The organism is Streptomyces cinnabarinus, assembly GCF_027270315.1.
Classification (GTDB): Bacteria; Actinomycetota; Actinomycetes; order Streptomycetales; family Streptomycetaceae; genus Streptomyces; species Streptomyces cinnabarinus.
This window is the reverse complement of sequence record NZ_CP114413.1, coordinates 6,963,898-6,981,850: the sequence shown is the minus strand read 5'-3', so window position 1 is coordinate 6,981,850 and position 17,953 is coordinate 6,963,898. Positions and strand designations below refer to the sequence as shown.

The window sequence follows — 17,953 nt, the reverse complement described above, 5'->3', positions numbered from 1 at the left end:
CCCACGGACGGCACGCTAGGCGGGCGGAGTCCGGGCCCACAACCGAATTACGTCAGCGCTGATAGCGGGCGAGCACCAGGTTCCCGTCCTCCTCCAGCCGCTCGCGCAGCTCGGTGAGGCCGATCGCGCCGCTGTAGTACTCCTGGAGGGCGGGGGTGGCCACCTTGTCCTTCCACTCCGGGTAGCCCCGTACGGACTGGGCGGGTGCCGGGTGCAGATGGCCGGCGAGGGCCGTACCGGTGGCCCAGTCGTGTTCCTCGGTGTGCAGCGCCGGGTCCTTCAGTGCCGCGGTGCCGGTGGGCAGCATCCAGTCACCGAGGGCGAGCCGGACCATGTTCCGGGGCTGGAGCAGGAAGTCGATGAAGTCGGCCGCCTCCCGCTGGTGCGGACTGTCCTCGGCGATGGAGAGGGTCTGCGGGCTGACGCCCTGGGTGAGCCCGTCCGCGCCCGCCGGGGCGGGCAGCACCTGCCAGTCGAAGCCCTCGGGGGCCTGCTGCACGATCTGCTGGCGGTAGGAGAAGCCGAGCGGGACCATCGCGTACCGGCCGCCGAAGAAGCCGGGCAGGGTGTCCGAGCCACCGCTGCCCAGTGTGGTGGGCGACGCGCTGCGGTCGGTGTTGACCTGGTCGTGGACGATCCGCGGCAGCACCTCGTCGGCGGCCTCGAAGCGGACGGTGACCTTTCCGTCGGCACCGCGGTGGAGCAACTGCCCGCCGGCGGAGAGCGAGAGGTTGAGGGTGGCGGAGACCGGGTCCTTCAGCGGCCAGGCCACGCCGTACTTCCCGTCCCCGCTCAGCTCCTCGGTGATCGCCCTGAACTCCGCCCAGCTCCATGGCCGTTCGGGCGTCGGGATCCGTACGCCCGACTCCTTCAGCCAGGCCGCGTTGGCGATGAGGACCCGGGGCTCCTGGAGGAAGGGCACGCCGTAGACGCCCTCCCCGAAGGTCGCCGTGTCCCAACTGCGCTCCGGGATGTCGGACTTGAGGCGCTCGGGCAGCAGGTCGGTCAGGTCGGCGAGATAGCCGCCGTAGGCGAAGTCCGCGAGGTCGTCGGAGGCGTCGTGGATGATGTCCGGCGCCTCGCCGCCCTCGAAGGCGGTGAGCAGCTGGTCGTGGACGCTGTCCCAACTGCCCTGGACGTACTCGACCTTGACGTCCGGATGACTGGCGTTCCACTCCTTCAACAGCTCCTGGTTGACCGCGACGGACTCCTCCTGCCAGGCGAGGGACTGGAAGCGCAGGGTGACCGGGCCGTCCGCGGAGTCGCCGCCGCCCGTGCAGCCCGCGAGGAGGAGCAGCAGGACGAGGACCCAGCGGGCGCGCATCAGCTCTTCACCGCCCCGGCGAGCATGCCACCGGTGATCCGGCGCTGGATGACCGCGAAGACGAGGAGCGAGGGCAGGGTCGCGAGGAAGGCCGCGGCGGCCAGCGGGCCGAGGTCGGCGACGCCCTCGGCGCCGATGAAGTGGGTGAGGATCACCGGAAGCGTCTGTTTCTCGGGGGTCTTCAGCAGGACCAGCGCGAAGAAGAACTCGTTCCACGCGGTGACGAAGGCGAACAGCGCGGTCGCCGCGATGCCCGGCGCGAGCAGCGGCGCGACGACCGAGACGAGGGTGCGCAGCCGCCCGGCCCCGTCGACGGCGGCGGCCTCCTCCAGCTCGGTCGGCACGGCCCGGACGTACCCCACGAGCATCCACAGCGCGAAGGGCAGCGCCCAGACGACGTAGACCAGGATCAGCCCGAACAGGGAGTTGATCAGGCGGAGTTCCTTCAGCACCAGGAACAGCGGGATGATCACCAGGACCAGCGGGAACGCCTGGCTGACCACGACCCAGCCGGTCGCGGCGCGGGCGAGCGGGGTGCGGCGGCGGGCGATGACGTAGGCCATGGGGGTCGCGATCAGTACGGCGATCAGGGCGGCGGAGAAGGCGGCGACGAGGGAGTTCGACGCGGCTTCCAGGAGGGGCTGTTCGTCGAAGGCCTGGCGGAAGTTGTCGAGGGTGGGGTGCTCGGGGATCCAGGTGGGGTGCAGGCTGCCGAGTTCGCGGGGCGGCTTGAACGCGGTGGAGATCAGCCAGAGGAAGGGGAAGGCGAGGAACACGAGATACGCCAGGAGGGCCGCGTACTGGCCCACACGGGCCGTGGTGCTCGTCCTCATGTCTCCTCGCCTCCTCGCAGTCGGCCCACCAGGAACAGGGCGAGCAGGATCGAGATCAGGGCGACCATCACACAGCCCATCGCCGCCGCGTAGCCGAACTGGCCGTAGCGGAAGGCCTCTTCGTAGGCGAAGAGCATCGGCAGCCGGGTGCGGCCGCCGGGGCCGCCGCCGGTGAGGACGTAGACCAGCGCGAACGAGTTGAAGTTCCAGATGAAGTTGAGCGCCGTGATGGCGAGGGCGACGGGTCTGAGGGCGGGCCAGGTGACGGTCCAGAAGCGGCGCCAGGCGCCCGCGCCGTCCATGGCGGCGGCCTCGTGCAGCTCGCGCGGGGTGTTCTGGAGGCCGGCGAGCAGGGCGACGGTGGTAGTCGGCATCCCGGCCCAGACGCCGACGACGATGACGGCGGGCAGGGCGGTGGCGAGGCCGCTGAGCCAGTCGCGGCCGTCGCCGAGGCCCAGGTCGCGCAGGGTCTCGTTGAGGATGCCCGCGTCCGGGTTGTAGACCAGCCGCCACATCACCCCGACCACGACCTCCGGCATGGCCCAGGGGACGATCGCGAGGGCGCGGGCCAGCCAGCGCAGCCGTAGGTCCTGGTTGAGGAGCAGGGCGAGGCCGAGCGCGAGCAGGAACTGCGGGACGGTGACCCCGACGGCCCAGACCAGGCCGATGCGGAACGACTCCCAGAACAGGGTGTCGTGCAGCAGATCCCGGAAGTTGAGACCGCCGATCCACTGCGTGGGCTGGGTGCGGCCGGACTGGGAGTCGGTGAAGGCCAGCAGGATCCCGTACAGCAGCGGTCCGACGCTCAGCAGCAGGATCGGGATCAGCGCGGGCAGTACGAGGAACCAGGCCCCGCCCGCGCGCGGCCCGCCTGGCGCCGACGCCGGCCGCCGCTTCGCGGTCACCAAGCTCACCCGATCGACTCCTCGCTGCGGCCAGGGACAGTCTGACGATCTCGGACTGGGTTTGGTCATGGTCGTGACAGGCGGATGGGCCGTCAAGACACCGCGCACACGTGCCGACCTGTACGAATGCGAGACTGGCCGACGGATGACCACGCACCGAGGGCGACATGGAGGCGGACGATGGACGAGACGCGGGCCCGTGAGGTGCTCGCCGCGGCGGGCGTGCTGCCCGGCCCGGCGCGGGACGCCGCTCTCCTCGCCCTGGGCGAGAACGCCGTGTTCGCCGCCGGTGACCTGGTCGTCAAGGTGGGCCGGGACGCCGAGCTGCTGGACCGGGCCCGGCGTGAACTCGACATCGCGCTGTGGCTGGCGAAGGCGGGCGTGCCGGCGGTCCGGGCGGCCGAGCCCGAGCCGCTGCTGACCGAGGGACACCCGGTGACGGTGTGGCACCGGCTGCCGGATCCGGTACGCCCGGCGGAGCCCCGCGATTTGGCCGAACTCCTACGGGTCGTGCACGCCCTGCCCGCGCCGCCCTTCGCGCTGCCCCCGCGTGATCTGCTCGGCGGGGTGGAGCGCTGGCTGCGGCTGGCCGGCGACGCCATCGACCCGGCGGACGCGGCGTATCTGCGCGAGCGCCGGGACGGTTTCGCGGACGCGGCGAGCCGCCTCACCCCCCACCTGCCGCCGGGCCCGATCCACGGCGACGCCCTCCCCCGCAACGTCCACGCCGGCCCCGACGGCCCCGTCCTGGTCGACCTGGAGACCTTCTCCACCGACTTCCGGGAGCACGACCTGGTCGTCATGGCCCTGTCCCGCGACCGGTACGGCCTGTCCGCAGCGGCCTACGACTCCTTCGTCGCCGCCTACGGCTGGGATGTGCGCGAGTGGGCGGGCTGCCCGGTGCTGCGGGGCGCCCGGGAGACGGCGAGCTGCGCCTGGGTGTCCCAGCACGCACCGAGCAACCCCAAGGCCCTCGCGGAGTTCCGCCGCCGGGTGGCCTCCCTGCGGGACGGGGACGAGACGGTGCGGTGGTATCCGTTCTGAGCCGTGGCCGGGGCATTCTCAGGTCTCGGCCGCCTGGATCGAACGGGCCGCGTGGCGCAGTTCGGCCAGCACCGTACGGACCGCCTTCCGCGCGATGCGCTCGGGGCGGTACAGGGCATCGATATGGCGTCTCGCCCGGACTCCGCTGAGGGGTCTGAGGGTCAGGGCGGGGTGCGGGCGCATGGTCCAGCGGGGCATCAGGGCGATGCCCCCGCCCGCGGCCACGGCCTCGGCCACCACCGCGAACTCGTTGATGCGGTGGGCGAGACGGAGCCGCCGCCCGGCGGCCGCCGCGATCGCGTCGATCGTCGCCATCACCGGAAACCCGTCGTGCACGGTGATCCACGGCTCGTCGGCCACATCGCGCGGGGTGACCCGGCGCTTCGCGGCCAGCGGATGCTCCTTGGGCATGGCCACGTCCAGCGGTTCCCGCAGCAGCGTGGTCACCGTGACCGTGTCCGGCCAGGGCGGGGCATGCTCCAGACGGTGCGCGAGGACGATGTCGTACTCCCGTGTCAGGCGCGGGAAGTCCTCCTGCGGTACGTCCTCGTCGGCGAGCCTCGGCACCGGCTTGCCGGGACCGGCCAGCGCCCGCAGCAGCAGCGGGAAGAAGGAGCCGCCCGCGCTGTGGAACGCCGCCACCGACACCTCCCCGTCCGGGCGCCCCACGAACTCCTCGACGCTGCCCCGGGCGCGCGCCAGCGCCGTCTCCACCTCCACCGCGGCGCCCGCCAGCGCCTGCCCGGCGTCGGTCAGCACCAGCCGTCTGCCATGCCGCTCGGTGAGCGGTACCGGGATCGCCCGCTGGAGCAGCCGGAGCTGCTGGGAGATCGCCGACGGGGTCACCAGCAGCGCCTCGGCGACCGCCGTGACACTGCCCAGCTCACCCAACTCGCGCAGGATCCTCAGCTGCCGTTCGTCCATCCTCTCAGTGTAGGAGTGCTAAAAGATCGTTTAAGAAACTGGCACTGGGCTTCAGGGACGTTCCGGGGCACCGTAGGGGGGTGTCCGACGTCCGCCGTACCGATGCGGTACTCCTGCTGGTCGCGATCGTCTGGGGATCCAGCTATCTCTCCGCCCAGACCGCCACCGCCGCCCTGCCCGTCCTGCTGGTGCTGTTCGCCCGCTACGCCCTGTCCGCGCTCGCCTGTCTCGGCCTCGTCCTCTCCCGGCGGGGCGCGCGCCGGTGGACCCGTGCGGAGCTGCGCGCCGGGGTGCCGCTGGGTCTGACCCAGGCGGCGGTGCTGATCGTGGAGACGTACGGCGTCGCCCACACCACCGCCGCCAACGCCGGGCTCATCATCAGCCTGACCATCGTGCTCACCCCGCTCCTCGACCGCTCCGGCCGCTCCGGCGGACTGCCCGCCGCCTTCTACGCCGCCACCGGCGTGTGTGTCCTCGCCGTCGCCCTGCTGATGTCCGGCAACGGCTTCCACGCGCCGCGCCTCGGCGATCTGCTGATGCTCGGCGCGGCGGTGGTGCGGGCGGGGCATGTCGTCCTGGTCGGGCGGCTCACCGTCGGCCGGGCGATCCGTCCGCTGCACCTGACGACGGTGCAGACCCTCGTCGGGACCGTCCTCTTCCTTCCGGCGGCCGGGGCCGACCTGCCGACCCTCGTCCACGCCGACGCGGCCACCTGGACCCAGCTGGTGTATCTCGCCCTGTTCTGCAGCGTGTTCGCCTTCCTGGCGCAGACCTGGGCCGTGCAGCGCAGCTCCGCCAGCCGGGCCAGCCTGCTGCTGGGCACCGAGCCGCTGTGGGCGGTCGCGGTGGGCATCGCCCTCGGCGGTGAGCACCTCACCCCGCTCACCGGCGTCGGCGCGGCCCTGATGCTCACCGGCACCTACTGGGGGCAGGCGGTGGAGCGCACCCACCGGACGGAACACCCAACGGAAAAGGACCTCACATGCCCGAGCACGACACCTCCCCGCACGCCCCCGAGGGACGCGACACCTCCGCGCAGCACTCTGAAGGACACGACACCTACGCGCACCTGATCTCCCTCCTCGACACCTCCCGCGTCGACTACGAACTCCTCGACCACGCACCCGAGGGCGCCACCGACGCCGTCTCCGCGCTGCGCGGCCACCCCTCCTCCCAGGCCGCGAAGTGCATCGTGCTCCGGGTCAAGGTCGACCGGCGCACCACCCGGCACGTCCTCGCGGTCGTCCCCGGGGACCGCCGGGTGGACCTGGACGCCGTCCGGGACCTGTACGCGGCGCGCTACGTGGGCTTCAGCGACCCGGAGACCGCCGAGCGCCTGGCCCGCTCGGTCCCCGGCACGGTCCTCCCCTTCAGCTTCGACCCCGGCCTCGAAGTCCTCGCCGACCCCGAGGTGGTGGCCCAGCCGAACCTCTACTTCAACGCGGCCCGCCTGGACCGCTCCCTGCGCCTCTCGGGCACCGACTACGCACGGCTCGCCCGGCCCCGCGTGGAACGCATCGCGGGCACGGCGGCCGATGTCGTACCCGCGCCCTGATGTCACAACCCACCGCTAGGGTCCGGCCCATGACCGAAGACCCCATACGGGCCGAACAGACCCTCGCCGCCTGGACCCGGATCGAGACCTGGTTGCGGAAGCACGCGCCCCGCACCTTCGAGCGGTTGCCCGAACCCACGACGGAGGACCGGCTCCGCTCGCTGGAACAGGAACTCGACCTGACGATCCCGGCCGATGTGCGCGCCTTCTACCTGCTGCGCAACGGCACCGGACCGGCCTCGGACTTCGACTGGCCCACCTCCCGCGAAGACCCCGAACCGACGGGCTACTTCCTGCCCGACGGCGAGGGAGTCGGCCCCTTGGAGGACCTGAGCATGTGGTTCGAGGGCCCGGTGGCCGCCGAGCGCCTGGACGACGCCCCCGGGCAGCGGTACCTGCCGATCACCACCATCGACCCGGACGGCTTCTACGGAACCTTCGTCGACTGCACGCCGGGCCCGGGGTACGGACTGCTCGGCGGCTACGCCGAGGCCGACATCCCGAGCCCGGGGAAGACGACCTTCGCCGCCTTCCTGACCGAGGTCGCCGACGCGCTGCACGAGGGGCGGGGCTTCGGGGGCGTCGACGCCCCGCGGGTGATCGAGGGGCGCCTCGACTGGCGGTAGGCGGGCGGTCGGCGCCCCGGGATCAGACCGGCTCGTCCGCCGGCGCCCGCAGCGGCCAGGTGCCGTCGATCACCGCGTCCGACTCGCCCTTGCGGCGCAGGAAGTCCTGGAAGTCCGCCGCCCACTCGGCGTACCACTCGATCTGGCGGCGGTGCAGTTCCGCCGGGCCGAGGGCCGCGATCTTGGGGTGGCGGTCGGCTATGGCACAGGCGAGCCTGGCCGCGGCGAGGGCGTCGGCCGAGGCGTCGTGGGCGGAGTCGAGCCGGACGCCGTACTCCGCGCAGACCGCCTCCAGGTTCCGCTTGCCGCGGCGGTAGCGGTCGGCCCAGCGGTCGATGGTGTACGGGTCGATGACGGGCGCGGGGTCCTGGCCGCCGAGCCGCTCGCGCAGCGACGGCAGTCCATGGCGCCGCAGTTCGGCGGAGAGCAGGCTCAGATCGAAGGCGGCGTTGTACGCGACGACCGGCACCCCCGTCCTCCAGTACCCGACCAGGACGTCGGCGATGGCGCCCGCCACCTGGTCGGCGGGGCGGCCCTCGGCGGCGGCGCGTTCGTTGCTGATGCCGTGCACGGCGACCGCGTCCGCCGGGATCTCCACGCCGGGATCCGCCAGCCACTCCCGGCGCCCCAGCGTCTGCCCGGCCCTGACCTCTATCACGGCCCCGGTGACGATGCGCGCCTCGCGCGGATCCGTGCCGGTCGTCTCCAGGTCGAATCCGATCAGCAGCTCACGGTGCCAGCCCATGGGCGGTCCCCCTTCTTGGTGGTGCGTTCCCCCAGTGGTCTCCACCTTCCCATGAGCCACTGACAATCAGAGGACCGCGTTCCGCTTGCCGCCCGGAAGGCTCGCGTCGCCCCCCGAGACGCCCACGGGATGATTCAGGACACAGGCCGCGAATCCGCCCACGCCACCTCGAACTCCTCGCGGTAGGTCGGGAAGAGCCCGCTGTCGTCCGGCTCGCCCGACTTGACCACCCGGTTCCCGCCGCGCAGCACCAGCACCGGCGCCTCCATGCCCCGCGTGCGGCGCAGATAGGACTGAAGGACCGCGATGCCGTCCGAGCCGTCGCCGTCGACAAGGTAGGCGGTGAAGCGCGGGGTCTCGTCGTAGACCTGGATCTCGAAGGCCCCGGGGTCTCGCAGCCGGGCGCGGACCCGGCGCATGTGCAGGATGTTCATCTCCACCGAGCGGCTCAATTCCCCGCGCTTGATGCCCAGTTCCCGCTCGCGCCGCTTGACCGCGCTGGAGGCCGGGTTGAGGAACAGCAGCCGCACCCGGCAGCCGGACTCGGCGAGGCGCACCAGGCGCCGCCCGGAGAAGTTCTGGACCAGGAGATTGAGGCCGATGCCGAGGGCGTCCAGGCGGCGGGCCCCGCCGAAGATGTCCTCGGCCGGGAACTGCCGCAGCAGCCGCACCCGGTCGGGGTGGACGGCCACCACATCGCCGTACCGGTCGCCCACCAGGTCCTCGACCGCGTCGACCGGCAGCCGGCGCGCGGAGGGGACGTCACCGCTCGCGCCGAGGGCGTCCAGCAGCCGTGCCGAGGCCCGTTCGGCCTGGTTGAGCACCGCTTCGGAGAGCGCCCGGTTGCGGGAGACGACGTTCCGGGTCACCTCCAGCTCGTCCAGGGCGAGTTCGACGTCCCGGCGCTCGTCCAGATAGGGCTCGAAGCACGGCCAGTGCTGCACCATCAGCTCGCGCAGCTGCGGCAGCGTCAGGAAACTGAGGACGTTGTCGTCGGCCGGGTCCAGCAAGTAGCCCTTGCGGCGGCTGACTTCGCGTACGGCGGCCGCGCGCTGCACCCACTCCTGTCCGGCCGGTCCCGCCGCGGCGACCACCCAGTCGTCGCCGTGGACGGGTTCGTAGATGGGACGCAGTACAGCGGCCACGACCGCGCGCAGCCGCTGTTCGACGAGGTTCAGCCAGATGTAGGCCCGGCCGGCCCGTTGGGCGCGGGTCCGCACCTCGCGCCAGGCGTCGGCGTCCCAGTCCAGCTCCGGTCCGATGGCGCCCGCGTCCATGGGACGCGCCAGGGACACCGTGCCGGGCGGGACGTCTGTGGAGTTCCCCTCGTGACCCTCGTCACCAGGGGGCAGCTCCAGCCCTCCCGAGCCCACCCGCGCACCGCCTTCCGCTCCCCCGAGCACTCCCCGTCTCAACGATCAAGGAAGGGTACTCCGGGACCGGTCGGCGGTGCAGCCGGATGGACAGGGTCGTTTCCCAACTGCCTCAGTCGAGGCGGCCGTTCGCTCCGGCCAGCTCGGCGGGAGTGAGCGGATTCATAGCGGTGACGTCACGCGGGGCGAGCGAGAAGCCCTGCCAGTGGACCGGCATGGGCTGCTGGTCCTCGTCCCGGGCGATGTGGTGGAAGCCCACGTTCACCCAGACCGAGGGGTTGGTCAGGGTCTGGCCGTTGACCCACTTGTCCACCGACTTGGGGTGCCCGGTGGGGCAGTTGCCCTTGTTGTTGCTGGCGTACTGCTCGCACTTGTTGTACTGCGTGAAGTACACGTCGTGCTTGGTGAACCCGCGGCCGGAGTACTTGGCGTTGGGACCGGCGACGAGCTCGTAGGAGCGGGGGTGGCCGTCCTTGTTCTTGCCGGTCGCGCTCACCACCCGCCACCACCGCATGTTCTTGGCGTCGCCCGCCGTCTCCTTGGTGATCTTGGTGGCGGTGGTCTTGTTGGTCGGCGCGCGGTCACCGGGGGCCTGCGGGGTGACCTTCGAGTCGTACTGCTCGATACGGCCCTTGGAGGAGCCGTCCAGGCCGAAGTCGAGCTTCCAGAAGACGTTGTGGCTGTGGCTGAGCGCCCGGGCCTTGGGCCCCTTGCCTATCGGCCAGCCCCGGCCGTCCCCGGCGTCGTAGTCCTGCGGCGCCAGGCTGCCGGTGGCGCCGACGTTCAGGTGGATGGTGCCGTCGTCCGAGAAGCGCCACTCGGTGATGTACTCGTACCAGCTGACCTTGTTGACGGCGTAGACGAGCAGGTCCTTGCCCTGCTTCTGGTAGAGCTTCTGGCCGCCCTGCATGGGCTGGTTGAGCATGCGGTACGCGTGCCCACGCGCGCGTGTCGTGGTGCACAGGCCCTTGACGTTACGGGTGTCGGTGGACTCCGGCGCCCGGACCTTGACGGTCCGGATGGTGCCGCCCGGGCACTCGCCCGCGGCCAGGTTCTCCAGACCGTCGCCGAAGTAGTAGCTCGTGACGTCGTCGTACTCCTCCGAGCCGTCGTCGTACGGCACGTGGATCTGGGCGAGCTTGGAGCTGTTGAGGACCTTGATCGGCTTGCTCTCGCCGGGCGGCTGGTAGGTGATGTCCTCCAGGATCATTCCGGCCATGGCCTCGTGGCGCCAGCACATGCGCCAGGTCGTGCCGTTGGAGAGCTTCTGCTCGATGCGGTAGGCCGCGCTGCAGTCCGGGGCGGCGGCGGGCGCCGCCTTGGGCTGGGCGGTGGCCGGACCGGCGCCCGCGGCCGCGCCCGCCGTCAGGCCGGCCACGGCGAGGGCGGCCAGGGCCGTCCGCGTACGGGCCCGGCTCACTCTGTTGACGCGCATGAAGAATGGACTCCCTTGCATAAGGAGTGAAGTCGGAAAGGGTGAGGACGGAAGGGCGAGCCGGTCAGCGGTCGAGCTCGGCGACCGTGCGGGCGCTCAGGTCGATCACCAGGTGCCGCATGTCGATCCACGGCCCGTTGAGGGCCTTCGGGAACAGCCGCGTGCAGCGGTGCTCTCCGCACTTGTCGAGCGCCGCGGGCTGCGCGCCCTGAGCGGCCCGGAAGACCATGCTGTCGATCTCCAGCTGGTCCGGTGAGGTCAGCTCCTTGCCGGTGGCGTCCTTGTAGTCCGCCTTCAGACCCGCGCTGAGCGGGCTGGCCAGCAGGATCTTCACGGCCTCGGTGTTCTCGGAGCGGCTGAGCGGCGGCTGGACGCCGCGCTCGGTGCCGGTCCGCTCGACCTTGCCGGTGTCGAGGTTGACCGTCTTGATGACGAGCGTGTCGTCCTTGTAGTCGTAGAACGTCACGTCGGCGCGCCGGGGCGCGGACGGGTCGTCGAGCTCGTCGGCCTCCGGCTCGGCGAGGTCGATGCCGAGCCGCTGGGGACCGCGGTCCCCGTCGACGTCCTCGCTGGACCGGAAGAGCTGCTGGTTCAGCGCGATCTGCTCGACGCGGGTCAGTTCGTCGTCGGTGAGCGGGTCGCGCCCCGTGCCCTTGTCCCCGTCGGCCGGTGCTTCCTGGACGACGCCGGGTGCGACGGCCTGGTCCTGGCCCTCGCCCCGCGCCTGTCCCTGGGCGCCCTGCTGGGCCCCCGTGTTCGTGCCTCCCGTTTCGTCCGCCCCTGCCGTCCCCGGCAGTGTGACCGCGACCATGGCCGCGGTCCCGGCCAAGGCGATGGCCGCACCGGCCACCACCTTGCCCAGATGGCGGTGCACTGTCCTGCGCACTCGTTCCCCCTACTCCCCCTGGGTCCCCGGGAGTATGTGTCTGCCCCACTGGTTCGGCATACGGGCTATGCCTGGTCCCCCGCTAAGAGGGACCTGAGTCATAGGTGGTTCCATCACTTTCGGGGAGACTCGGAGCCAAGGCGCCCCCGGTGGCGCGCTCCACCTGAAAGAGTCGTGTCCATGCAGGTCTGGCCTGGAGAGGCGTATCCACTCGGTGCCACCTACGACGGCGCCGGCACGAATTTCGCGGTCTTCACGGAGTCCGCGGACCGAGTAGAGCTGTGTCTGCTGCACGACGACGGCTCGGAGACGGCGGTGGAACTGCGGGAGAGCGACGCGTTCGTCCGGCACGCGTATGTGCCGGGTGTGATGCCCGGGCAGCGGTACGGCTTCCGGGCGCACGGGCCGTACGCCCCCGACCGCGGGCTGCGCTGCAACTCCGCGAAGCTGCTGCTCGACCCGTACGCCAAGGCGGTCAGCGGTTCGATCCGGTGGGGCGAGGAGGTGTACGGCTATCACTTCGAGGCGCCCGACGAGCGCAACGACCTGGACTCGGCGCCGCACACCATGTCGTCGGTCGTGGTCAACCCCTACTTCGACTGGGGCGACGACCGGCGCCCGCGCACCGAGTACCACCACACGGTGATCTACGAGGCCCACGTGAAGGGCCTGACGATGCGTCACCCGGGGCTGCCGGAGGAGCTGCGCGGCACCTACGCGGCGCTGGCGCACCCGGCGATCATCGAGCATCTGACCGAGCTGGGGGTGACGGCGCTGGAGCTGATGCCCGTCCACCAGTTCGTGAACGATCACCGTCTGGTGGACATGGGCCTGAACAACTACTGGGGCTACAACACGATCGGCTTCTTCGCCCCGCACAACGCCTACGCCTCCTGGGGCGACCGCGGCCAGCAGGTCCTGGAGTTCAAGTCGGCGGTCAAGGCGCTGCACGAGGCCGGGATCGAGGTGATCCTGGACGTCGTCTACAACCACACCGCCGAGGGCAGCCATCTGGGCCCGACGCTGTCCTTCCGGGGCCTGGACAACCTCTCCTACTACCGCCTCACCGACGACCGCCGCCACTACATGGACACCACGGGCACCGGGAACTCCCTGCTCATGCGGTCCCCGCACGTCCTTCAGCTGATCATGGACTCGCTGCGGTACTGGGTCACCGAGATGCATGTCGACGGCTTCCGCTTCGATCTCGCGGCCACCCTGGCCCGGCAGTTCCACGAGGTGGACCGGCTGTCGTCGTTCTTCGACCTGGTGCAGCAGGATCCGGTGGTCTCCCAGGTGAAGCTGATCGCCGAGCCCTGGGACGTGGGCGAGGGCGGCTACCAGGTGGGCAACTTCCCGCCGCTGTGGACCGAGTGGAACGGCAAGTACCGCGACACCGTGCGGGACCTGTGGCGCGGCGAGCCGCGCGCGCTCGCGGAGTTCGCCTCCCGGCTGACCGGCTCCTCCGACCTGTACCAGGACGACGGGCGGCGGCCGCTGGCCTCCATCAACTTCGTCACCTGCCACGACGGCTTCACCCTGCACGACCTGGTGGCGTACAACCACAAGCACAACCAGGCCAACGGCGAGGACAACCGGGACGGCGAGAGCCACAACCGGTCCTGGAACTGCGGCGCGGAGGGCGAGACCGACGATCCCGCGGTGCTGGAGCTGCGGTCCCGTCAGATCCGTAACTTCATGGCGACGCTGATGCTGTCCCAGGGCGTGCCGATGATCAGTCACGGCGACGAGTTCGCGCGCACCCAGCGGGGCAACAACAACGCCTACTGCCAGGACAGCGAGCTGGCCTGGCTGAAGTGGCCGGACCCCGCGCGGGAGGACGACGGCGAGCTGCTGGACTTCACCCGCGCGATGGTGTGGCTGCGCCGGGACCATCCGGTCTTCCGGCGGCGCCGCTTCTTCCACGGGCGGCCGGTGGAGGGCACCCACGACGACCTGTCGGACATCGCCTGGTTCACTCCCGAGGGCAAGGAGATGGCCCACCGGGACTGGAACTCCGCTCAGGCCTCCGCGCTGACGGTGTTCCTCAACGGCAACGCGATCTCCGAGCCCGGCCCGCGCGGGGAGCGCATCACCGACGACTCCTTCCTACTGATGTTCAACGCGGCGCCGAGGACCCTGGACTTCGTGGTGCCGGTCAACCACGGCCGCCAGTGGCAGGTGGTGGTCGACACCGCGCGCGTGGAGGGCGTGCCCGCGGGCACCGGCCCGAAGGTGCAGGCCGGGGACCGGCTGACGCTGGTGGACCGGAGCATGGTGGTGCTCCAGCGGCCGGTCTAGGCGTGGGTGCCCGCGCGTGCGGGGGCGGGTTCGGCGGACGGTGACAGGAAGGGCGGCAGGGCGGGTACGTACGTTTGCATGACACCTGAGCGACCTGACCCGGTGGCGCCCACGGCCACGTACCGGTTGCAGCTGCAGCCCGACTTCCCGTTCGCCGCCGCGGCCGAGGCGGTGCCGTACCTGGCCTCGCTCGGCGTCTCGCATCTGCATCTGTCCCCCGTGCTGGAGGCGGTGCCGGGCTCCACGCACGGCTACGACGTCGTCGACCACGCGCGGGTGCGCGAGGAGCTGGGCGGCGAGGACGGCCTGCGCGCGCTGTCGCGCACCGCGCGGGAGCACGGGCTCGGCCTGGTCGTGGACATCGTCCCCAACCACATGGCCATGGCGCCGCGGCACAACCACGCCCTGTGGGAGGTGCTGCGCGAGGGTCCCAAGTCGCCGTACGCGCGCTGGTTCGACATCGACTGGGAGGCGCAGGGCGGGCAGGTGCTGCTGCCGGTGCTGGGCGGGCCGCTCGGGCAGGAGCTGGTCCGCCTGGAGGTCGACGGCGACGTACTGCGCTACTACGACCAGACGTTCCCGCTGCGCGAGGGCACCGGGGACCTGCCGCTGCCGCAGCTGCTGGACGCCCAGTGGTACCGGCCCGCGTGGTGGCGGCTGGCCCGGACCGAGCTGAACTACCGCCGGTTCTTCAGCATCTCGGAGCTGATCGGGGTGCGGGTGGAGGACCCGGAGGTGTTCGAGGCCACGCACGACAAGATCCTGGCGCTGCTCCACGAGGGCGTGCTCGACGGGCTGCGCGTGGACCATCCCGACGGGCTCGCCGACCCCGACGGGTATCTGCGGCGGCTGCACGAGGCGACCGGGGGCCGCTGGACGGTCGTGGAGAAGATCCTCTCGGACGGCGAGCGGCTGCCCGCCGCCTGGCCGGTCGCCGGGACCACCGGCTACGACGCCCTGCGGCACATCGACGGCCTGTTCACGGACCCGGCCGGGTTCGGGGAACTCCTCGGTCAGTACCGCCGGTTCGCGGCCCCGCAGACCGACCGGGGCGGGCAGTGGGAGGCGACGGTGCGGCGGGCCGCGTACAAGGTCGTCACGCACGAGCTGGCCGCGGAGACCGAGCGGCTGACCCGGGTGGCGGAGCGGGTGTGCGCCACCTCGCCGGAGCCCGCGCTGCGCGACCGGGCGCCGTGGGCGCTGCGCACCGCGCTCCAGGAGCTCCTGGTCCGCATGGAGGTCTACCGGCCCTACGCCAGTGGTGACCCCGGCGCCGTCGTCACCGAGGAGGCGGCCGCCGAGGCGCGGCACGCCTTCGTCGTCCCGGAGGAGGCCGGTGCCGTCGACGTCGTGCGCGCGCTGGTGCTGGGGCGCGCCGGTGAGGGTCCCGACCAGGCCGAGTTCCGTACCCGGTTCGCGCAGACGGCGTCGGCGCTGCGGGCCAAGTCCGTGGAGGACACAGCCTTCTACCGCTATGTGCCGCTGCTGTCGGCGACCGAGGTGGGCGGCAGTCCGGGGAGTCCCGCGGTGTCCCCGGAGGACTTCCACACGTACTGCGCGCGCGTGCAGCGCGACTGGCCGGCCATGGGGGTCGTCGTGTCGACGCACGACACCAAGCGCAGCGCCGACGTCCGGGCCGCGCTGGCGGTGCTCACCGAGTGCCCCGAGTGGTGGGCGGACGTGCTGGCCGAGGTGACCCGCACCGGCGAGGGCGTGCCCGACGCGCAACTGGCGTGGGCGGCCTGGCAGACCGTGTTCGGGCTCGGCCCCGCGGACCCGGAGCGGGTGCGGACGGCGCTGCTGAAGCATGTGCGGGAGGCGGGGCTGTTCACCAGCTGGACGGAGCAGGAGCCGCCGTACGAGGACGCGGTGGCGGCCTTCGTCGCGGCGGGGCCCTGCGGTCCGCCGGGGGCGCATGTGGCCGCCCTGCGCGACCGGCTGGCGCCACAGATCCGGGCGAACCTGCTGGGCACGGCCCTGCTCCACCTGACGATGCCGGGCGTGCCGGACGTGTACCAGGGCACGGAGGGCGAGTACCGGGCGCTGGTGGACCCGGACAACCGGCGGCCCGCGAAGTTCCCGCCTCCGGCGGCCGGGGAGAAGGACACGGTGACCTCTGCGGCCCTGCGGCTGCGCGCCCGCCGCCCGGCTGCCTTCGGGGACGCGGCGACGTACGGCCCGCTCACCGCGGAGGGACCGGCGGCCGCCCACTGCGTCGCCTTCTCCCGCTCGGACGAGGTCGTCGCGGCGGTGACCCGGCTGTCGCTGCGACTCGCGCAGGCGGGCGGCTGGCGGGAGACGCGCCTGCCGCTGCCGCCGGGGCGGTGGGTCGACGTACTGGCTCCGGAACGGGAGTTCAGCGGGTACGCACGCGTGGAGGAGCTGTTCGGGCGGCTTCCGGTGGTGTTGCTGGAGCGGGCGTGAGGGCGTGAGGTGGGCCGAGGGGCGTGCGTCGAACCACGCGCGCCCCTCGGCTGCCTCCTCCCCCGGCTCACACCCGCGCCCGCTCCCCGCACGCACCCCGCCGGGTCGGCGCACGGTGACAGAGCCCATTCGGACTCTCCGCTCCCGGTGCCCCTGGTTCCGCTACGAGCCCGTCGACGCCCCACCGCTCCCACCGGCACCTTCCGTCCGGCCCGCCGACGGCGAGTGCCCCTGGGCGCCCCCTGGAGCCTCCCCCTGGATGTCCTTGACAGTGCTCGACGGCCGTGGGGTACTGCGGATTGCGAAGCCGGGCGGATGTGACGGGGGTGAGTCTCCTGCCGGAGCTGCGCTACCCCACGGTGACCGAAGTCGTCTCCTCGGCCCGGGCGTTGGCGGCCCAACGACCGGGCCTGTGCACTCTGCGGCAGGTGGGTGTGTCGCGGGCGGGCCGCCCTCTGCACCTGATGTCCGTGGGCCGCGCCCGCCCCGCCGTGCTGGTGGTCGCGGGGGCCCACGCCAATGAACAGACCGGCGGCCCGACCCTGCTGGCGCTCGCCGAACGCGTCCTGCACGAACGGGCGTTACGGGCCGACACCTCGTGGCACTTCCTGCTCTGCGCCGACCCCGACGGGACGAGCCTGCATGTCACGCCGGCGCCGCGGAACCTGTTCGACTACCACCTCGGGTTCTTCCGGCCCGCGGGCCCGGAGCAGCCGGAGTGGTCGCCCGCCGTGCTCCCGCCGGACCGGCTGCCGCCCGAGACCCGCGCCCTCACCGGCGTCATCGACGAGGTGCGGCCCTACCTCCAGGCAACCCTGCACGGCACCGATCTGGGCGGCAGCTGGGTGCAGTTGACGAAGGACGTGCCCGGTCTCGCCGAGCCGTTCGCCAAGTCGGCGGCGGAGCTGAACATCCCGGTGGAGACGGGCGCCTCGGACGCCGCGGGCTGGCCCGCGTCCGGGCCCGGGGTGCATGTGATGCCCGCGCCGGGGGCGGGGGCCGCCTACCCGAGCATGCCGGACGACGCACGGCACAGCACCTGGCACCACGTCCACCGGTACGGCGGACTGACGGCGGTCGTGGAGGTGCCGATGTGGGCGAGCGACCTGGTGGACGACCCGGTACCGCATCCGGCGCCGGCCGCGGCGCTGCGGCGGCTCGCGGACCGGCTGGTGCGGGACGCGCTGGAGGTGGAGCGGGTGTACGCCGACGCGCTGCCCCGGCTGAACGGCCTCGACGGGCCGCTGTTACGGGCCGCGCGGTGGGCGCTGGAGCTGGTGCCGGGGCTCGCCGCGGACTGGCGGCACACGGCGCCCGCGGACAACACCCGCGCGTACATCGGCAGTGTGGACGCCTTCGCACGCCGGCTGCCGTTGCGGTCCGCGGCGATGCTGCTGCGGGTGCTCCTTGCGGCCGACGACCGTGCGGCGCCGCGTCTGGAGCGGCTCGTGGCGCAGTGGAGCAGTTCCTTCGAGCGGCGCTTCAGGGCCCGGTGGGTGCCCTTGGCGCACCAGGTCGAGCACCAGTCCCGCACGGTCGTGGCGGCGGCGCTGCACGCGCGTGACCGGGCGATGTGAG

The 17,953-nt window shown here is 72.2% G+C and carries 15 protein-coding genes; 7 read left to right on the top strand and 8 right to left on the bottom strand.

All coding sequences use genetic code 11. From position 1 onward, the window contains the following. Nucleotides 1-52 precede the first annotated feature (52 nt). The 3 genes from STRCI_RS31660 to STRCI_RS31650 are packed head-to-tail and all read right to left on the bottom strand — an operon-like array spanning nucleotide 53 to nucleotide 3,071. Nucleotides 53-1,324 (bottom strand): ABC transporter substrate-binding protein, encoded by a 1,272-nt coding sequence (locus STRCI_RS31660; protein WP_269662369.1) that lies wholly within the window; start codon nucleotides 1,322-1,324, stop codon nucleotides 53-55. Continuing rightward, a complete protein-coding gene (locus STRCI_RS31655; RefSeq protein WP_269662368.1) occupies nucleotides 1,324-2,157 on the bottom strand; it encodes a carbohydrate ABC transporter permease in 834 nt (277 codons plus the stop codon). The genes STRCI_RS31660 and STRCI_RS31655 overlap by 1 nt, the downstream gene beginning before the upstream one ends. Continuing rightward, the gene (locus STRCI_RS31650) at nucleotides 2,154-3,071 is read right to left on the bottom strand and encodes a carbohydrate ABC transporter permease (RefSeq protein WP_269662367.1); all 918 of its coding nucleotides are present in this window, start codon (nucleotides 3,069-3,071) and stop codon (nucleotides 2,154-2,156) included. Before STRCI_RS31650 ends, STRCI_RS31655 begins: the two co-directional genes overlap by 4 nt. Before the next feature lie 171 nt (nucleotides 3,072-3,242). Here STRCI_RS31650 and STRCI_RS31645 point away from each other — a divergent pair, with 171 nt between their 5' ends. Beyond that, nucleotides 3,243-4,106 carry a phosphotransferase enzyme family protein gene (locus STRCI_RS31645; RefSeq protein ID WP_269662366.1) on the top strand — a complete coding sequence of 288 codons (864 nt, stop codon included), beginning with the start codon at nucleotides 3,243-3,245 and terminating at the stop codon, nucleotides 4,104-4,106. 18 nt (nucleotides 4,107-4,124) lie between these two features. Here the strand turns inward: STRCI_RS31645 and STRCI_RS31640 are convergent, their stop codons facing one another. Beyond that, nucleotides 4,125-5,030 carry a LysR family transcriptional regulator gene (locus STRCI_RS31640; protein WP_269662365.1) on the bottom strand — a complete coding sequence of 302 codons (906 nt, stop codon included), beginning with the start codon at nucleotides 5,028-5,030 and terminating at the stop codon, nucleotides 4,125-4,127. A gap of 80 nt (nucleotides 5,031-5,110) precedes the next feature. Between STRCI_RS31640 and STRCI_RS31635 the strand changes: the two genes are divergently transcribed. From STRCI_RS31635 to STRCI_RS31625, 3 genes are read left to right on the top strand one after another with little or no spacing between them, the layout of a single operon-like run. Then, on the top strand, nucleotides 5,111-6,103 hold the full coding sequence (locus STRCI_RS31635; RefSeq protein WP_269662364.1) for a DMT family transporter: 993 nt from the start codon (nucleotides 5,111-5,113) through the stop codon (nucleotides 6,101-6,103). Beyond that, nucleotides 6,013-6,585: a YbaK/EbsC family protein gene (locus STRCI_RS31630; RefSeq protein ID WP_269662363.1), complete on the top strand. Its 573-nt coding sequence runs from the start codon at nucleotides 6,013-6,015 to the stop codon at nucleotides 6,583-6,585. Before STRCI_RS31635 ends, STRCI_RS31630 begins: the two co-directional genes overlap by 91 nt. A 29-nt stretch (nucleotides 6,586-6,614) precedes the next feature. After that, nucleotides 6,615-7,211 carry an SMI1/KNR4 family protein gene (locus STRCI_RS31625; protein WP_269662362.1) on the top strand — a complete coding sequence of 199 codons (597 nt, stop codon included), beginning with the start codon at nucleotides 6,615-6,617 and terminating at the stop codon, nucleotides 7,209-7,211. Nucleotides 7,212-7,233: 22 nt separating this feature from the next. Here the strand turns inward: STRCI_RS31625 and STRCI_RS31620 are convergent, their stop codons facing one another. The 4 genes from STRCI_RS31620 to STRCI_RS31605 form a co-directional block, all read right to left on the bottom strand. After that, on the bottom strand, nucleotides 7,234-7,956 hold the full coding sequence (locus tag STRCI_RS31620; protein ID WP_269662361.1) for a 3'-5' exonuclease: 723 nt from the start codon (nucleotides 7,954-7,956) through the stop codon (nucleotides 7,234-7,236). A 134-nt stretch (nucleotides 7,957-8,090) separates the two neighbouring features. Next, the gene (locus tag STRCI_RS31615) at nucleotides 8,091-9,329 is read right to left on the bottom strand and encodes an SAV2148 family HEPN domain-containing protein (RefSeq protein WP_269662360.1); all 1,239 of its coding nucleotides are present in this window, start codon (nucleotides 9,327-9,329) and stop codon (nucleotides 8,091-8,093) included. Between the two features lie 112 nt (nucleotides 9,330-9,441). After that, the gene (locus STRCI_RS31610; RefSeq protein WP_269662359.1) at nucleotides 9,442-10,764 is read right to left on the bottom strand and encodes a copper amine oxidase; all 1,323 of its coding nucleotides are present in this window, start codon (nucleotides 10,762-10,764) and stop codon (nucleotides 9,442-9,444) included. 64 nt (nucleotides 10,765-10,828) lie between these two features. Next, complete coding sequence (locus tag STRCI_RS31605; RefSeq protein WP_269662358.1) at nucleotides 10,829-11,650, bottom strand: Tat pathway signal sequence domain protein; 822 nt, start codon at nucleotides 11,648-11,650, stop codon at nucleotides 10,829-10,831. Between the two features lie 180 nt (nucleotides 11,651-11,830). Between STRCI_RS31605 and glgX the strand changes: the two genes are divergently transcribed. From glgX to STRCI_RS31590, 3 genes are all read left to right on the top strand, one after another. After that, complete coding sequence (gene glgX, locus STRCI_RS31600; protein ID WP_269662357.1) at nucleotides 11,831-13,951, top strand: glycogen debranching protein GlgX; 2,121 nt, start codon at nucleotides 11,831-11,833, stop codon at nucleotides 13,949-13,951. Between the two features lie 78 nt (nucleotides 13,952-14,029). Beyond that, the gene (gene treY, locus STRCI_RS31595; protein ID WP_269662356.1) at nucleotides 14,030-16,375 is read left to right on the top strand and encodes a malto-oligosyltrehalose synthase; all 2,346 of its coding nucleotides are present in this window, start codon (nucleotides 14,030-14,032) and stop codon (nucleotides 16,373-16,375) included. Nucleotides 16,376-16,701: 326 nt separating this feature from the next. Next, a complete protein-coding gene (locus STRCI_RS31590) occupies nucleotides 16,702-17,952 on the top strand; it encodes a M14 family zinc carboxypeptidase (protein WP_269662355.1) in 1,251 nt (416 codons plus the stop codon). The last annotated feature ends 1 nt before the right edge of the window (nucleotide 17,953 follow it).